15 protein-coding genes are annotated in these 15,663 nt (G+C 70.8%); 6 read left to right on the plus strand and 9 right to left on the minus strand.

Annotated elements, in window-relative coordinates:
- Nucleotides 1-14: 14 nt before the first annotated feature.
- The 5 genes from IFU11_RS13125 to IFU11_RS13145 form a co-directional block, all read right to left on the minus strand.
- Complete coding sequence (locus IFU11_RS13125; RefSeq protein ID WP_191940312.1) at nt 15-1,379, minus strand: MFS transporter; 1,365 nt, start codon at nt 1,377-1,379, stop codon at nt 15-17.
- A gap of 163 nt (nt 1,380-1,542) precedes the next feature.
- On the minus strand, nt 1,543-2,541 hold the full coding sequence (locus tag IFU11_RS13130; protein ID WP_138946154.1) for an ABC transporter substrate-binding protein: 999 nt from the start codon (nt 2,539-2,541) through the stop codon (nt 1,543-1,545).
- A gap of 60 nt (nt 2,542-2,601) precedes the next feature.
- The gene (locus IFU11_RS13135) at nt 2,602-3,453 is read right to left on the minus strand and encodes an ABC transporter ATP-binding protein (RefSeq protein ID WP_085512078.1); all 852 of its coding nucleotides are present in this window, start codon (nt 3,451-3,453) and stop codon (nt 2,602-2,604) included.
- Entirely contained in the window at nt 3,450-4,505 is a 1,056-nt protein-coding gene (locus IFU11_RS13140) for a FecCD family ABC transporter permease (protein ID WP_371742783.1), read from the minus strand. The genes IFU11_RS13135 and IFU11_RS13140 overlap by 4 nt, the downstream gene beginning before the upstream one ends.
- A complete protein-coding gene (locus tag IFU11_RS13145; RefSeq protein WP_191940313.1) occupies nt 4,502-5,512 on the minus strand; it encodes a FecCD family ABC transporter permease in 1,011 nt (336 codons plus the stop codon). The genes IFU11_RS13140 and IFU11_RS13145 overlap by 4 nt, the downstream gene beginning before the upstream one ends.
- A gap of 169 nt (nt 5,513-5,681) precedes the next feature.
- Here IFU11_RS13145 and IFU11_RS13150 point away from each other — a divergent pair, with 169 nt between their 5' ends.
- Together IFU11_RS13150 and IFU11_RS20555 are read left to right on the plus strand one after the other, a co-directional pair.
- On the plus strand, nt 5,682-6,959 hold the full coding sequence (locus IFU11_RS13150) for a CaiB/BaiF CoA transferase family protein (protein ID WP_192019218.1): 1,278 nt from the start codon (nt 5,682-5,684) through the stop codon (nt 6,957-6,959).
- A gap of 81 nt (nt 6,960-7,040) precedes the next feature.
- The gene (locus IFU11_RS20555) at nt 7,041-7,874 is read left to right on the plus strand and encodes an FAS1-like dehydratase domain-containing protein (RefSeq protein ID WP_198425029.1); all 834 of its coding nucleotides are present in this window, start codon (nt 7,041-7,043) and stop codon (nt 7,872-7,874) included.
- A gap of 529 nt (nt 7,875-8,403) precedes the next feature.
- Here the strand turns inward: IFU11_RS20555 and IFU11_RS13160 are convergent.
- The 3 genes from IFU11_RS13160 to IFU11_RS13170 form a co-directional block, all read right to left on the minus strand.
- Nucleotides 8,404-9,348, minus strand: coding sequence for a PDR/VanB family oxidoreductase (locus tag IFU11_RS13160; RefSeq protein WP_199862297.1), 945 nt, complete (start codon nt 9,346-9,348; stop codon nt 8,404-8,406).
- Nucleotides 9,348-9,974, minus strand: a complete 627-nt coding sequence (locus tag IFU11_RS13165) for an MSMEG_1061 family FMN-dependent PPOX-type flavoprotein (RefSeq protein WP_192019219.1) — start codon at nt 9,972-9,974, stop codon at nt 9,348-9,350. The genes IFU11_RS13160 and IFU11_RS13165 overlap by 1 nt, the downstream gene beginning before the upstream one ends.
- A 125-nt stretch (nt 9,975-10,099) precedes the next feature.
- On the minus strand, nt 10,100-10,657 hold the full coding sequence (locus IFU11_RS13170) for a TetR/AcrR family transcriptional regulator (RefSeq protein WP_138946160.1): 558 nt from the start codon (nt 10,655-10,657) through the stop codon (nt 10,100-10,102).
- Between the two features lie 172 nt (nt 10,658-10,829).
- Here IFU11_RS13170 and IFU11_RS13175 point away from each other — a divergent pair, with 172 nt between their 5' ends.
- On the plus strand, nt 10,830-11,834 hold the full coding sequence (locus tag IFU11_RS13175) for an SDR family NAD(P)-dependent oxidoreductase (protein ID WP_192019220.1): 1,005 nt from the start codon (nt 10,830-10,832) through the stop codon (nt 11,832-11,834).
- Between the two features lie 261 nt (nt 11,835-12,095).
- Here the strand turns inward: IFU11_RS13175 and IFU11_RS13180 are convergent, their stop codons facing one another.
- Nucleotides 12,096-13,292 (minus strand): ROK family transcriptional regulator, encoded by a 1,197-nt coding sequence (locus IFU11_RS13180; RefSeq protein ID WP_192019221.1) that lies wholly within the window; start codon nt 13,290-13,292, stop codon nt 12,096-12,098.
- Nucleotides 13,293-13,409: 117 nt separating this feature from the next.
- On the opposite strand from IFU11_RS13180, the gene IFU11_RS13185 reads away from it, so the two are divergent.
- The 3 genes from IFU11_RS13185 (at nt 13,410) to IFU11_RS13195 (ending at nt 15,658) form a co-directional block, all read left to right on the plus strand.
- On the plus strand, nt 13,410-14,546 hold the full coding sequence (locus IFU11_RS13185) for a Gfo/Idh/MocA family protein (RefSeq protein ID WP_192019222.1): 1,137 nt from the start codon (nt 13,410-13,412) through the stop codon (nt 14,544-14,546).
- Nucleotides 14,543-15,289, plus strand: a complete 747-nt coding sequence (locus IFU11_RS13190; protein ID WP_192019223.1) for a ThuA domain-containing protein — start codon at nt 14,543-14,545, stop codon at nt 15,287-15,289. The genes IFU11_RS13185 and IFU11_RS13190 overlap by 4 nt, the downstream gene beginning before the upstream one ends.
- A 102-nt stretch (nt 15,290-15,391) precedes the next feature.
- Entirely contained in the window at nt 15,392-15,658 is a 267-nt protein-coding gene (locus IFU11_RS13195; RefSeq protein ID WP_192019224.1) for a DUF7218 family protein, read from the plus strand.
- Nucleotides 15,659-15,663 lie beyond the last annotated feature (5 nt).

Raw genomic sequence — 15,663 nt, forward strand, 5'->3', positions numbered from 1 at the left:
GGGGGGGGGACAGGTCAGCCGCGCTGCTTGCGCGGCAGGGTCTCCGGGAGGAACGCGATCCCGACGATGCCGATCGCGCTGAGCACCAGCAGGTACGCCGCCACCAACCACGGTGCGCCACCGCTCGCGGCGACGAGCGCGGTCGCGACCAGCGGGACCGTCCCGCCGACGAGGGCGGCCGGGATCTCCCGCGAGAGTGCGATGCCGCTCCAGCGCATCGAGGTCGGGAAGATCTCGGCGAGCAGTGCACCCGAGGTGCCGATGGTGGCCCCCTGGATGACGGCGAGGCCCAGGATGAGGCCCAGTGCGACGAGGGCCGACTGCTCCGTGTCGTAGAGCAGGAACATCGGGAACGCGTAGACCACGCCGAAGATCGCGGCGCCCATGAGGACGGGCTTCCGACCGATGCGGTCGGCGAGGCGACCGAACAGCAGCGCCGTCGGGATGGTCAGGACTTCGGCGACGATGAGGCCGATGAGCGCCTCCGTCGGGTTCACGCTCAGGGTGCCCGTGACGTAGGACAGCGAGAACACCTGCACGACGTAGACCCACGGCAGCGCGAACGCGAAGAGCCCCATGCCGCAGAGGATCACCCGCCAGTGCGAGCGGATGGCGCCGACCAGTGGTGCCGAGGTGACCGCGCCGCGCTCTTCGGCACTCTCGAACGCCTTCGTCTCCTTGACCCGCAGACGGAAGTACAGCGCGAACGCGACGATGACGACGCTCGCGAGGAACGGGATCCGCCAACCCCAGCTCTGGAACTGCTCGATCGGGAGCGTGCTGACCACGGCGAAGACGGTGGTCGCGAGCGCCATGCCCACGTAGACGGAGGCGCCGGGGAACGACGCGGCGAACGCGCGGTGCTTCACATCGGCGGACTCGCTCGCCATCGTGATCGCGCCGGCGAATTCGGCGCCCGAGCCCATGCCCTGGAAGATCCGCAGCACGATGAGCAGGATCGGCGCCCAGATGCCGATGGCGTCGGCGGTGGGGAGGAGGCCGATGAAGGTGGTCGCGACGCCCATGAAGAGGAGCGTGATGAGCAACGTCGGTTTGCGCCCGAGCTTGTCGCCGTAGTGGGCGAAGATCAGGCCGCCGATCGGGCGGGCACCGAAGCCGACCGCGAAGCCGGCGAACGCGCCGAGCAGGCCGGCGAGGTCACCGGCGCCGGGGAAGAACAGGGGCGCGAACACGAGCGCGGAGGCCAGCCCGTAGAGGGTGAAGTCGTACCACTCGATGACGGTGCCGACCGAGCTGGCGAGGATGGCGCGGCGACGCTGCACCCGGGAGTCGAGGCCGTCGCGATCGATGTCGCTCTGGCCGACGGCGGTGGTGTCTGCTCCGCGTGGGTCGCTCTCGCGCGCGCTCTGGATGGCCATGGCACTCCTTCGTGTTGGGCGCACCCGGACGGCCGGGACGCCTGACGAGGCTACCGGCCGTCTGGAGGCTCAGCCCATGTGCGGTCGGCACACTCCGAAGCCGATCCGGTGCGTCGGGAGCACACGGGGTGGGGCGCCCGAGGCTGGCCCCACCCCGTGCTCGCTACAGCGCCTTCGACTCGCGGAGGATCCCGGCGAGCGTCTCCATCTGCTTCGCCTGCGACGTGTAGTCGAGGGCGGCGGTGTTCCAGGAGTGGATCTGACCGGCGACGAGTGCCGGGTGCGAGGCGAAGGTCGCCTGCGCCTCGAGGTCGCTCTGCTGGAAGCCCTCGACGTTGACGAGCAGGACGTCACCGGTCATCGCCTGGCCCGCGTTCTCCCAGCTGTAGATGTCCCAGTAGTAGTAGCCGTCCGGGTTCGCGTTCGTGTACGTCACGCCGAGTTCGCTGTACAGCTCGGTCTCCGGCTCGTCCTGCGGCTTGACGACGTAGATGCCGCTCGCGTCCGCATACATCTGCGTGACCTCGAGGTCGGTCTCCTTCGCCGCGGCCGTCAGGTCTGCTGCAGCGGCGTCGTACTTCTCCTTCGCCGCAGCGATGGTGTCCTCGTCGGCTCCGAGCGCCTCGGACAGCTTGTTGAGCGAGGCGATGACGTCGGCACCCTTGCCGCCGACCTTGATGGCGACGACCGGAGCGATCTTCTCCAGCTGCTCCTGCTGCTCGACGTCGGCGACACCGTAGTACGGACCCTTGAGGTCGAGCGTGCCGTCGCGGTCGGTCGGGTAGATCCCGGTCACGATGAGGTCGGGTGCCGCCTCGGCGAGTGCCTCGAGGTCGATCTCGCCGTAGCTGTTGCCGACGATGGCCGTGTCGCCGAGGTCGTAGTCCGAGAACCGCTTGTCGGTGGCGACGTCGACGCGACCGAAGACCGCGACGGGGTCGATGCCGTTGCCGTGCAGGCCGAGCGCGTAGTCGGCGAAGCTCGCGACACGCTTCGGCTGCTCGTCGAGCTTGACCGTGGTGCCGGTGTCGTCGGTGTAGCTCCAGGCGCCGCTGCTGTCGGCGTCGGATGCGGCGGTGGGGGAGCAGCCGGCGAGGCCGACCAGGGCGAGCGCCGGCACGAGTACGAGTGCGGCGCGGCGGAGGCGTGAAGAGATCGTCATGATACTTAGGGTAGCCGAACCTAAGTCACGAAACGATATCGGAATGCCCGATCGCCCGGATCACTCGGCGTCGAGGGCGATCGCGTCGTCGGGGTCGACGGGCACGATGAGTGGCGAACCGCTGCTCGGGTCGGGGATGACGATCGCGTCGAGGTCGAACGCCTCGCGGAGCACGGCCGGCGTGAGGACCTCCCACGGCGTGCCGTCGGCGATGACCCGGCCGCCGCCCACGACGACGAGCCGGTCGGAGTACCGGCCGGCGAGCGTGAGGTCGTGCAACACCATGACGACCGTCGCACCGCGCTCGCGGTTGATCGACCGCACGAGTCGGAGGACGTCGAGCTGGTGGCTGAGGTCGAGGAAGGTCGTCGGCTCGTCGAGCAGGATCGTGGGGGCCCGCTGCGCGAGGACCAGGGCGATCCAGGCCCGCTGCAGCTGGCCGCCCGACAGGGAGGCCGTGTCGCGGTCGGCGAGGGTCTCGAGGCCGGTGGCGGCGAGGGCCTCGTCGACGGCGATCGTGTCGGCGGGCGTCCACGGCTTGAGGAGGCTCTGGTGCGGGTGCCGACCCCGCGAGACGAGGTCGCGGACGGTCGTCGCCGACGGCGTCAGCGGCTTCTGCGGCAGGATCGCCAGGCGGCGCGCGACCTCGCGGGTCGGGATCGACCGCACGCCGCGACCGTCGAGTTCGACCGTGCCGGCGGTCGGGGTGAGCAGGCGACCGAACGCCTTCAGCAGCGTCGACTTGCCGCAACCGTTGGCGCCGATGAGGGTCGTGACCTCGCCTGTCTCGATGCGGAGGTCGAGCCCCTCGAAGACCACCGTCTGGTCGTAGGCCAGGGAGACGCCCCGAGCCTCGAGGGCGGGCGTCGGGCGCTCCTTCACGAGCGAGGGGGTCGTGGCGGGGTCGGTCATGCGGAGGTCTCCCGTTCCTTGCGGCGCGTCAGCAACCAGATGAGATAGGGCGCGCCGACGATCGCGGTGATGATGCCCACCGGGATCTCGCCCGGCAGGACACCGCGGACGAGTGCGTCGCCGCCCGTCACGATGACGGCGCCGAGCAGCGCGGAGGCGAGCAGGGGCGGGCGACCGGTGCGGGCGAGGCGGCGGGCGATCTGCGGTGCGACGAAGGCGACGAACTCGATCGGCCCCGCGGCGGACACGGCTGCGGCGACGAGCAGGACCGCGCACGCGATGACGACGATCCGATGCCGCTGGACCGCGACGCCGAGGCCGGTCGACAACTCGTCGCCGAGCTGGCTGATGTCGAGGCTGCTCGTCTGCAGGACCGCGATCGGCGTCAGGATCACCAGCGCGACGAGCACCGGCCACACGCTCGACCAGGAGATGCCCGAGAGGCTGCCGACGAGCCACTGCGCTGCCGCTGCCGCCTCGGTGATCTGCGCCCGGGCGATGAGGTAGCTCGTGATGCCGCCGAGCGTCGCGGTGGCACCGATGCCGATGAGGATGAGTCGGAAGCTGTCGACCCCGCCGCGCCAGGACAGCGCGTAGACGGCGGCAGAGGTGACGAGCGCGCCGATCGCGGCCATGGCGGGCAGGCCGAGACTGAGCGCGCCGCCCCCGACGGAGTAGCTGCCGCCGACGAGGACGATCGCGGCCACGGCCCCGAGCGCGGCACCCGAGGTGACACCGAGGATGTCCGGGGTGGCGAGCGGGTTGCGTGCGAACGTCTGGGTGAGCGCCCCGGCGAGTCCGAGGGACGCACCGACGAGGAGACCGCCGACGACGCGGGGGAGGCGGAGCTCGAACACGATGAGTTCCTGACCACCGGTCCCGCCGCCGAGCAGGGTGGTGATCACGTCGGGGATCGTCAGGGACGACGAACCGGCGACGATCCCGAGCAGGGCGAACGCCAGCGCGACGACGAGGCAGGCGATCGTGACGCCGACGACCCGACCTCGCCACAGGCGGCCGAAGAAGCGGCTGCCCTCCTGCACGGCGCTCACAGCTCCGCCATCCGTCCGCGGCGCACGATGGCGATGAAGGCGACCCCACCCGCGACGGTGAGGACGACGCCCACGGGCACCTCGGCGGTGCCACCGATGAGTCGACCGATCACGTCGCACGCGAGCAGCACGCTCCCGCCGACGAGCCCCGAGGCGGGGAGCAGCCAGCCGTGATGCCCGCCCACGAGGGTGCGGGCGATGTGCGGCGCGGTGAGTCCGACGAAGGCGATGGGTCCGGTCAGGGCGACGGCGGCGGCCGTGAGCAGGGTGATCGCGGCGAGCCCCACGAGTCGCGCGCGGATGAGGTTCTCGCCGAGGCCGTTCGCGAGTTCGGTCCCGAGCGCCAGGGCGTTCAACGAGCGGATGTTGGCGACCGCGAACACGAGGCCGAGCCCGGCGAAGACGAGGGCCGCGTCGACGCCCGTGAGCGATCGACCGGACAGCGAACCGACCACCCAGATGCGATAGGCGGCGAGGGTCGTCTCGTCGGAGAGGACGAGGTACGAGGTCAGGGCGACGAGGAGGGCCGAGACGGCGGTGCCGGCGATCGCGAGCGGGACGGGACTCGACAGGCCGCGACCGAGTGCGGCGACGGAGAACACGACGACACTGGCGACGGTGGCGCCGAGCAGGGCGAGCCAGAGGGTCGTGACCACCGAGCTCGTGCCGAGCACGTAGACCCCGACGACGACCGCGAGACTCGCGCCGGCGGAGACACCGAACAGGCCGGGGTCGGCGAGCGGGTTGCGGGTCTGTCCTTGCATGACGGCACCGGCGATCCCGAGGCAGACGCCGACGAGGACGCCGAGCACCGTGCGCGGCACCCGCGACCCCCAGACGACGGCGCCGGTGTCCTGGGCGGGGTCGAACAGGGCGGTGAGGACGGCCACGGGACTGATGAGGTTGCTCCCGAGCATCAGACTCGCGAGGGCGACGACGAGGAGCGCGGCGGCCAGCGTGCCGACGGCGAGCGCACGTCTCGATCGGAGGAGGGTCGCGCTGCGCATGGAGTTAGCCTAGCCTCACCTATCCCCGTCATGATGCACACCCGTCGTCGTCGGTGACGGACGGGCGGTCCATGGATCGGCGCTGGAGGTGTGGGGTTCGCACATGGGTGAGGCCTCCACCGCCCGATACCGTTGACCGGTACGGAGTACGGCGATCAGGAGGACACGCATGACCGAGCACCAGCCGTCGACCGGAGCCGACACCGAAGCGGTCCTCGCGGCCACGGAACGACTCGCCGTCCCGCCCGGCTCGCTCGAGGGCGTGGTGGTCCTCGACCTCTCCCGCGTCCTCGCCGGCCCCTACGCGGCGTCGATGCTCGCCGACCTCGGCGCGACCGTCATCAAGATCGAGAACCCGAACGACCCCGACGTCTCCCGGGGCTTCCCGCCCTACCTGCGTGACGGCGACGAGGAGTTCAGCGGCTACTACGGGCAGTACAACCGCGGCAAGTTCGGCCTCGCGCTCGACCTCGCGAGCGAGGCCGGCAAGGAGGTGCTGCGCGACCTCGTCGCGAGCGCCGACATCCTCGTCGAGAACTTCCGACCAGGGACGATGGCGAAGCTCGGCCTGCCGTATGAGGCGCTCGCCGCCATCAACCCGAAGCTCGTGTACACCGCGATCTCCGGCTACGGACAGACGGGCTCCCGGAGCCGCCGTCCGGCGTTCGACAACACAGCACAGGCCGCCGGCGGGCTCTGGTCCATGAACGGTTACGCGGACCAGCCGCCCGTGCGCGTCGGCGTCACGATCGGCGACCTCTCCGCGACGATGTTCGGCGTCATCGGCACCCTCGCCGCCCTCCGGCACGCCGAGCGCACCGGTGTGGGGCAGCTCGTCGACGTCGCCCAGGTCGACAGCATCATCGCAATGACCGAGACCGCGGTCGTCGACTACACCGTCGACGGCACCGTCGCCTCGCCCTCCGGCAACGAACACGCCTGGGTCCGGCCCTACGAGCTGTTCCCCTGCGCCGACGGTCAGGTGTTCTTCGGCGCGTACACCGACAAGCTCTGGAAGGCGAGCTGCGAGCTGTTCGGCACGCCCGAGGCGATCGCCGACCCCGAGATCGACACCATGCGCAAGCGCTTCGACGAGGAGGTCTACGCCCGACGCGTCAAGCCGCTCGTCGTCTCCTGGTTCGCAGACCGCACCCGCGCCGAGCTCGAGGAACTGGCCGGCGACGTCGTCCCGCTCACCGCCGTGAAGACCATCGGCGAGGTCGTCGACGACCCCGGGACCACCGAACGCGACATGGTCGTCGAGACCGACTACGGTTCCTTCGGCACCCTCCGCTCCTTCGGCCAACCGATCAAACTGAGCGCGACCCCCGCGACCACCGACCGCCCCGCGAACCACATGGGCGAACACGCGGACGACGTGCTCACGGCGCTCGCCGGGTACGACGCCGACCGCATCGCCGCGCTGCGTTCCGACGGGGTGATCTGAGTGGGAGCCGTGGAGCGGACAGAGCAGCCTGCCGACCGCATCGCCGCGTTGCGTTCCGACGGGGTGATCTGAGTGGAAGCCGTGGACCGGACAGAGCAGCTCGATCTCCGTCCCGCCTCCTGGTACCGGAGCACCTTCGCGATCGCGGCACCGGAACCGGTCCTCGGCGAGGAGCTCCCCGCCGGTTGGGAAGGCGTCCACTTCCCGTTCGAGACGCCGTTCGCGCAGCTCCGCGAGGACGGCTCACCCGCGGAGGACGGCGTGCTGCCGGTCATCGACCTCCCGCGCCGCATGTACGCGGGGGAGGACACCGAGTTCCTGTCGCCTCTCCGCTACGGCGACATGGTGACGCAGCGCACGAGCCTCGGTTCGCTCGTCGAGAAGCAGGGGCGGGCCGGCCGCCTGGTCTTCGCCGACCTCGTGCGTGAGTACCTCGTCGACGGCGAGGTCGCCGTCCGTAGCACCTGGCACGACGTGTTCCTCGAGGCGCAGCCCGCGGTGCCCTCGCCGCGGACGGCGGCACCCGAGGTGGCCGCCGAGGATGCGCTCGATCTCGACGCCGGAGCCGACTGGACCGTGACCCGCTCGCTCGACTCCCGCCAGCTGTTCCGCTTCTCGGCCGTGACGGGCAACACGCACCGCATCCACTACGACCGCCAGTGGGCGCGTGAGGTCGAGGGGCTCGATGACCTCCTCGTGCACGGCCCGCTCACCCGCATCCTGGTGCTCGACGCCCTCACGGCGAACGCCGGTGGTCGTCGGCTCGCGTCGGTCCGCTTCCGGGCGAAGGCGCCGGTGCTCGTCGACACGGCGTTCCGCATCGCGGGGACGGACGGCCCGGAGGGCACCTCGGTCGTCGTGCGTGCCGCCGACGGCACGGTCCTGGCCTCGGCAGACGCCACCTGGCGTCCCTGACTACCGGGGTGCCGTCCTCCGGTCACTGAGCCCTATTCCATCGGTCACTGAGCTTGTCGAAGTGCTCACGGATGACGTCGCCCTTCGACAGGCTCAGGGACCGGGGTAGGTGTTCCGGTTTGGGGCTGGGACCTCCTGGTCCGGGGTTCCTTTCTCCGGTCACTGAGCTTGTCGAAGTGCCCACGGGGTACGTCGCCCTTCGACAGGCTCAGGGACCGGCTCCCCTCTTGTGGCCGCTGCGCCTTTACCCGGTCACTGAGCTTGTCGAAGTGCCCACGGGGTGCACTGCCCTTCGACGGGCTCAGGGACCAGGGTGGGGTGCTCAGGGATCGGGGTGGGTTGTCCGGTTTGGGACCGGATCCGCTGTTGGTCGTCGTGTCTTCCTCCGGTCACTGAGCTTGTCGAAGTGCTCACGGGGGTACGTCGCCCTTCGACAGGCTCAGGGACCGGGATGGGGTGCTCAGGGACCGGGATGGGGTGCTCAGGGACCAGGGTGGGGTGCTCGGGGGCCGGGGGCGCGCTGCGCCGCCTACGCGTCGATCACGAGCGTCGGCGTCAGTGACCGCGACACACACGGGTACATGATCATCGACGCGTCGTCGGTCGTCAGGGAGTCGCGATGCTCCGGCGTCCCGTCCACCACCTGCACGGCACAGGAGCCGCAGACGCCGCGCATGCACGACCCGGCGACACCGACCCGCGCGGCCTGCATCGCCTGCAGCATCGTCTGTCCGGCCGGAACCTCGACGGTCCGCTCCGACCTCGCGCACTCTACGGTGAACGCCGTGTTCGGCAGGTAGGAGCGGGGCTTCGGCTCGAACCGCTCGAGGTGCAACCGGCAGTCCTCGGGCAGCGTCTCGGCCAGGTTCGTGAGGGTGTCCGTGAACCCGCGCGGCCCGCAGGCCGACACGTCGGTGCCCGGCTCGAGTCCAGCGAGGAGGCCGGCCAGGTCGAGCCGGCCGCTCTCCGCGCTGACGTGGATCCGCACGTGGTCGCCCAGGGCTTCGAGTTCCGGCGCGAACGCGATGTCCTCCCGCGTGCGCACCGCGTAGACGAGCGTCCAGTCGGCGTCGCCCGCGGCCAACCGCCGAGCCATCGAGAGCAGCGGCGTGATCCCGATGCCGGCAGCGAGCAGCAGGTGCCGCTTCGCGTCCGAGAGCGGGAACAGGTTCCTGGGTGGCCGGACGAACACCTTCCGACCGACCTTGAGGAAGTTGTGGATGTAGTGCGAGGCACCCCGCGAGTGCTCCTCCCGCAGGACGGCGATCCGGTACCGGAACTCGTCCGCCGGATCACCGCAGAGCGAGTACTGCCGTTCGTGGCGGGTGATGAGCTGCAGGTCGATGTGCGCTCCGGGGTCCCACGGCGGGAGCCGGCGACCTTCCGGATCGGCGAGCACGATGCTGACGATCGTCGGTGTCTCGCGCACGATGTCCTGAACGATGAGCGGGGTCATGCCCGCGCGATTGCGCATCAGTACAGGCTCTGGTTCCCGACGGCGACCGCCTCGTCGATGGCGTCGCCGACCTCGGTGCTGAGGCCCGACATGCTCGCCCAGATCCGGCCCGCACTCGGCACCTCGGCCGCGAGCTCCTGCATCTCGGCGTCCCACAGCCCGCCGCGGAGGAGTGCCCGCCCGCAGTGCAGGTAGACCTCCTCGGTGCGCACGACGATCGCGAGCTGCGGCGTCACGTGGTCCTGCTCGAGCATCGCCATGAGCGCCGGGTCGTCGGTGACGGTGGCCCTGCCGTTGATCCGGAGGGTCTCGCTCATGCCGGGGACGAAGCACAGCATGCCGATGTGGCCGTTCTGGACGATGTTCTGCAGGGAGTCGGCCAGCCGGTTGCCGAGGCGCTCCGGGATCACGAGCGTGCGGGTGTCGAGCGCCCGGACGAACCCCGGGTAGTCCCCGCGCGGGGAGTTGTCGCACCGGCCGTCGGCGTCGGACGTCGCGATGGTGCAGAACGGCGAGTGAGCGAGGAAGGCGAGGCAGTTCTCGTCGAGCTCGTCCATGATCTTGGCCGTCGCCGCGGGATCCGGTTCGCCGAGGGACCGACGGATGGTGTCGACGTCGATCGACGCGAACGCGCTGACCTGCATGGCGGACCCCTTCTCTGTCCCTCCGACCCTACGGTCGTCCCACGCACGCCTCAATGGGCTGTCGGCACACGGTTCGCAGGTGTCCTGTGCCACCGACCCAGTCGCGTCGATCGTCCCGCCCCGGTTCATCGGCCGAACGAGCGGCGGAACATCGCCTTCGCGCGCGCCGCGGTGTCGGCTCGATGGGAATCGGGGATGCGGGTGAGGGTAGCCCCCACCATCGAGATCGCCATGAGGATGTCGTCGGGCTCGACGTGGTCGGCGATGCGGTGGGCAGCCAGTTCCTTCGCATGCAGGGCGTGCGCGAGGCGGTCGAGGCGGGTGCCGAGCTCGATGACGCGCGGGTCGTCGCCCTCGCCCAGGATCGCCTCGACGAAGGGCGAGGTGACGAGGGCCTGGTCGATCACGACGTCGAGCAGGGTGTCGAGGGTGGCATCGGGTCGCCCGGTGTGCTCCTCCAGCTCGCCGACGTTCTCGTCGAGCACTGCGAGCGCGAGGGAGAGTCGGTCGGGGAAGTGCCGGTACAGGCTGCCCTGCCCGACGCCCGCCCGCTTCGCGACCGCGCTGAGGGGAGCACTGAAGCCGTCCGCGGCGAACACCTGACGCGCTGCGGCGACGAGCGCTCGGCGGTTCTCGGGTCCCGCGCTCGGGCCTCGGTTCGGCTTCGGGGGCGTGGACGACATCCCGGTAGCGTAACGCCGCGCGACCGGTTCGGTGGACCCGGCTGGGAGCCGACCGTGAGGGCTGGCGGCCGTGCCATGGACGGCGTAACGTGTACCGGACAATGATGTCCGGTATGGATCGAGGCCCATGCGATCCCGCTGCTCATCGCCCTCCCGAGAACAAAGGAACCCTATGAGCGCCCTCACCGCCAACACCCCGATCGCCGCATGGCTCGCCGACCCCACCGGCGGTCCGCTCATCCGCGGCCTCCTCACCCAGCTGGGCACCGAGGAGTCGCAGCTCGCCCCGATCTCGGGCCTCCCACTCCAGCAGCTCGTCGCCCTGAGTCAGGGCAAGCTGCCCCAGTCGCTCATCGACGAGCTCGTGCTCGCCGCGAACGACGGCGTCGCACCCGTCGACGAAGCGCCTCAGGGGTGGCAGGAGCGCATCACCGTCGGTCGGTTCGCCGGCAAGACCGTGATCGTCACCGGGGCCGCTTCCGGCATCGGCCGTGCCACGGCATCCCGCGTCGCGCGCGAGGGCGGCCGGGTCGTGGCCGTGGACCTCTTCGAGGACAAGCTCGCCGACCTCGCCTCGAGCCTGCCGGACGCCGACCTCGTGACGGTCGCCGGCGACATCACGAAGCAGGACGACATCGCCGCGATCGTCGCCGCGGCGGGGGAACGGATCGACGCGCTGGCCAACGTCGCCGGCATCAACGACGACTTCTCCCCGCTCCACGAGACCTCCGACGCGACCTGGGAGCGGGTGATGGGCGTGAACGTCACCGGCGCCTTCAAGCTGACCCGGGCCGTGCTGCCGTCGATGGTCGCGGCCGGATCCGGTTCGGTCGTCAACATCGCGTCCGAGGCCGGGCTTCGTGGCAACGCCTCGGGGAACGCCTACACGACCTCGAAGCACGCGGTCGTCGGCATGACCAAGAGCGCCGCCTTCATGTACGGACCGCACGGCGTCCGGGTCAACGCGGTCGCTCCGGGCGGTGTCGCCACGGGGATCCCCTTCCCGCCGAACGTCTCCGAGGCCGGCTCGGCGCGGCTCGGACCGTTCCAGGCGGCGATCCCGACGATCGCGACCGCGGAGCAGCTCGCGGCGTCCATCACCTTCCTGCTGAGCGACGACGGCGTCAACGTCAACGGCGTCATCCTGCCGTCCGACGGCGGATGGTCGGTGCAGTAGCCGCGCTCGCGCAGAACTTCAGCAATCGATAAGAACAACCATTCTTAACAACTGTTTGGGGCTGGATGAACGCGTTTCTGCTGCGAATCTTGAAGCACACGGGCCCGCTCAGCGTCGCCCGTCCCCTGCGAACGCTCTGAACGAGTACGGCCGGAACGACCGTTCGCACTGCGGTGACACCGCTCACAGGGCCCCACCGATCTTGGCGGAAGGTGGGGCCCTGCGCTGTGCCCGGGCCGCCCTGCACCGTGTGTAGGCCGCTCAGCGCGGGATCGCGGTAGCGAAGCGCCACGGCTGGGAGCGGATCGTCGCGACGGCCCGGGTGATCGCACCGAGGGCGACGACGTCCGCGCCGAGTCGCGAGGCCCGCACGATCGGCGTCGGGGCGTAGGTCCCCTCGTCGAGCCAGGTCTGCGCCGCGGCGATGACGGGGGAGGCGACGCGGGCCACGCCACCGGCGACGACGACCTCGTCCACGTCGAGCAGGCTGCCGAGCAGGACGCACACCCGCCCGAGGCGCTCCCCGAGACGTTCGACGAGCTTGCCGGCATAGGCGTCGCCCGAGGCGGCGGCGTCGATGATGCGGCTGACGTCGAGGGTGCCGATCGGCATCCGGGCGAGCGGGGAGGCCGCCGGCACAGCGCCAGAGCGCTGATCCTCCTCCAGCCATGACCGTGCCGCGCCATCGAGGCCTTCCGGTGAACCGACGCCCTCGACCATGCCGAGCACGCGGAGTTCGCCCGCACCGCCGGCCCCGCCGTGCAGCAGCACGCCGTCCACGATGAGTCCCGCGCCGAAGCTCGCCTCGGCCAGGAGGACGGCGATGGACTCGCGCGCCACTTCTCCGAGGGCGCGCTCGGCCGTGGCTGCGAGGTTGGCGTCGTTCTCGAGCACGACGTCGCCCCAGGGGCCGAGGCGGCTCGCGAAGTCGGGGTTCATCCGGGCCCAGTAGTCGTGATCGCCGCGCGGGGAGCGGCCGTGCGCGTCGACAGGGGCCGGGACGCCGACGGCCGTCACGAGCACCTGCCCCGGGGTCGCGCCGGCCTGCGCGGTCGCCTCCTCGACGACGGTCCGTGCGGTCGCGAGGCGGAGGTCGGGGTCTTCGTCCCCGCCCACGATGGGGCGTTCGGCGCGGCCGACGACCTCGCCGCGGAGGGTCGCGACGAGCGCCGCGACCCGGTGCTGCCCCACGTCGAGTCCGACCACGAACGCGGTGTCCGCGGCGAGTTCGTAGCGCCTGGCGGGTCGTCCCCGCCGGTAGTCGCCGGCGGCCCGGGCGTCGTCGAGCTCCCGGATCCAGCCGCGGTCGGCGAGGGCGTCGCAGGCGTTCAGCACGGTCGCGCGGGTCAGGCCGGTCCCGTCCATGACGTCGCTCGCCGTGAACGCACCGTGGTCGAAGGCGTAGGCGGCGACGAGTTCGACGCTCGCCCTGCCCGTCTCGATCCCCGGTTCCGCCATGGGGTGACTGTAGCAGGGTTGCATTACTAGATATGGCCGCTATATTTAGTGGCGAAGGTCGACCACCGCCGGTCACGACAGTGCTCGGCTCCGCACCCCGAAAGGAACCGTCCGAGCATGAGCACCAGTACCGCCCCGACATCATCAGACGCTCCGGACCTCCGGGTCGGCGTCATCGGCCTCGGCTTCGCCGGGACCACGCACCTGGACGCCTTCACCGCGCTCCCCGGTGCCACCGTCGTCGCCCTGTCCGGCCAGGAACCGGCGCGCCTCGCCGAGCTTGCAGACAGCCGCGGGGTCCCCGAGACCTACGCCGACTGGGAGGACCTCGTCGCCCGCGACGACCTCGACATCGTCTCGATCGGTGTGCCGAACGCCCTGCACCACCCGATCGCCGTGGCCGCGCTCCGCAGCGGCAAGCACGTCTTCTGCGAGAAGCCGCTCGCCACGACCGCCGACCTCGCCGCCGAGATGGTTGAGGCCGCGACGGCCGCCGACCGCGTCCTCGAGGTCGCGTACAACCACCGCCGTCGTGCCGACGTCGCCTACCTCGCGCGCTACCTCGCCGAGGAGCCGATCGGTCGCGTCTACCACTCGCGCGCCTCCTGGCTCCGTCGCCAGGGTGTGCCCGGCATCGACTCCTGGTTCACGAACAAGGCCGCGGCCGGTGGCGGGCCGCTCATCGACCTCGGCTCCCACGTGCTCGACATCGCGCTGTCGCTCCTCGGCGAGCCGCGCGTGACGCACGTCTCGGCCGTCGCGTACAACGAGCTCGGCCGCGCCGGTCGCGGTGGCTCCTCCGGCGGCGGTCCGGTCTCGAGCCGGTCCACGCACGCCTTCGACGTCGAAGACTTCGCGTCCGCCCTCCTGCGGTTCGAGGACGGCGGCAGCCTGCACCTCGAGGCGTCGTGGGCGTCCTACTCGAAGGCCCACGAGGACATCTCGGTCGAGCTCCTCGGTTCGGAGGGCGGCGTCCGCCTCCACGTCGACAACTACAACACCGAGGGAACGGTCACGATCTACCGCGACGTCGCCGGTGCGCCGACGATCGAACGTCCCGCGGTCCAGGTCCCGGCCGGCCACCATCAGTCGGTCATCGCGGAGTTCCTCGACACCATCCGCGCGGGCGAGACCGCCGGCGGTGAACTCCGGTTCGCCGGTCACCACGGCGAGTACGCACTGCACCGCAGCCGCGTCATCGACGCCGCCTACGCCTCGGCCGCCGCCGGGCACGAACTGGAGGTCCCCGCATGAGCACCACGACACCGATCCGCATCCGCGTCTGGAACGAGTTCGTCCACGAGTCCCGCGGTGACGCCGTGGTGCTCGGCCACTACCCCGACGGCATCCACGCCGTGATCGCGGCGGGCCTCGAGGAGTCGCTCGGCGACGCCGTGTCCGTCTCGACCGCGACCCTCCAGGATCCCGAGCACGGTCTCACCGAGGAGGTCCTCGCGAACACCGACGTCCTCTTCTGGTGGGGGCACATCGCCCACGACCAGGTCTCCGACGAGGTCGTCGAGCGGGTCGTGCGCCACGTCCACGCCGGTATGGGCATCGTCGTGCTGCACTCCGGGCACTACTCGCGGGTCTTCCAGCGGCTGATGGGCACGAGCTGCGCCCTCAAGTGGCGGAACGACGGCGAGCGGGAGCTCGTCTGGACAGTGCTCCTGGACCACCCCATCGCGCAGGGTGTCCCGCACCCGATCGTCATCGACCGCCAGGAGATGTATGGCGAGCAGTTCGACATCCCGCGCCCCGACGAGGAGGTGTTCCTCTCCACCTTCGCCGGCGGCGAGGTCTTCCGGTCCGGTGTCGCGTACCACCGCGGTCGCGGGCGCGTGTTCTACTTCTCGCCGGGCGACCAGGAGTACCCGGTCTACCACCACCCCGACATCCGTCGAGTGCTGGCGAACGCGGCCGAGTGGGCGCGCCCGACGATCGAGCGCACGCCGCCGACCGCGGACCAGCACCCACGGGACTGGTTCCTGAACTAGCGCGTCCGTGTCCCTGACACCAGCCCCTCCACCGATCCGTCGGGCAGCGAGAGGCTGGTGGCAGGCCGATCGGCCGACCACCGGACGATGAGGGAGGACGACATGCCCGGGAAGCAGAACCCGTCACTGAAGGATCCCGAGCTCTACGAGAAGCTCCGTGACGACGGCGCGTCGAAGGGCAAGGCTGCTCGGATCTCGAACGCCGCCGCGAAGGAGGGGCGCTCGACGATCGGGGAGAAGGGCGGCGAGGCCGGGTCCTACGAGGACTGGACGGTCGCGCAGCTCCGTGAGCGCGCAAAGGAGATCGGCCTGACCGGCTACTCCGGCAAGCGGAAGAGCGAACTCATCGCGATGCTCCGCGACAGCTGAACAGG

It is taken from the genome of Plantibacter sp. CFBP 8804, from assembly GCF_014841225.1.
GTDB lineage: Bacteria > Actinomycetota > Actinomycetes > Actinomycetales > Microbacteriaceae > Plantibacter > Plantibacter auratus.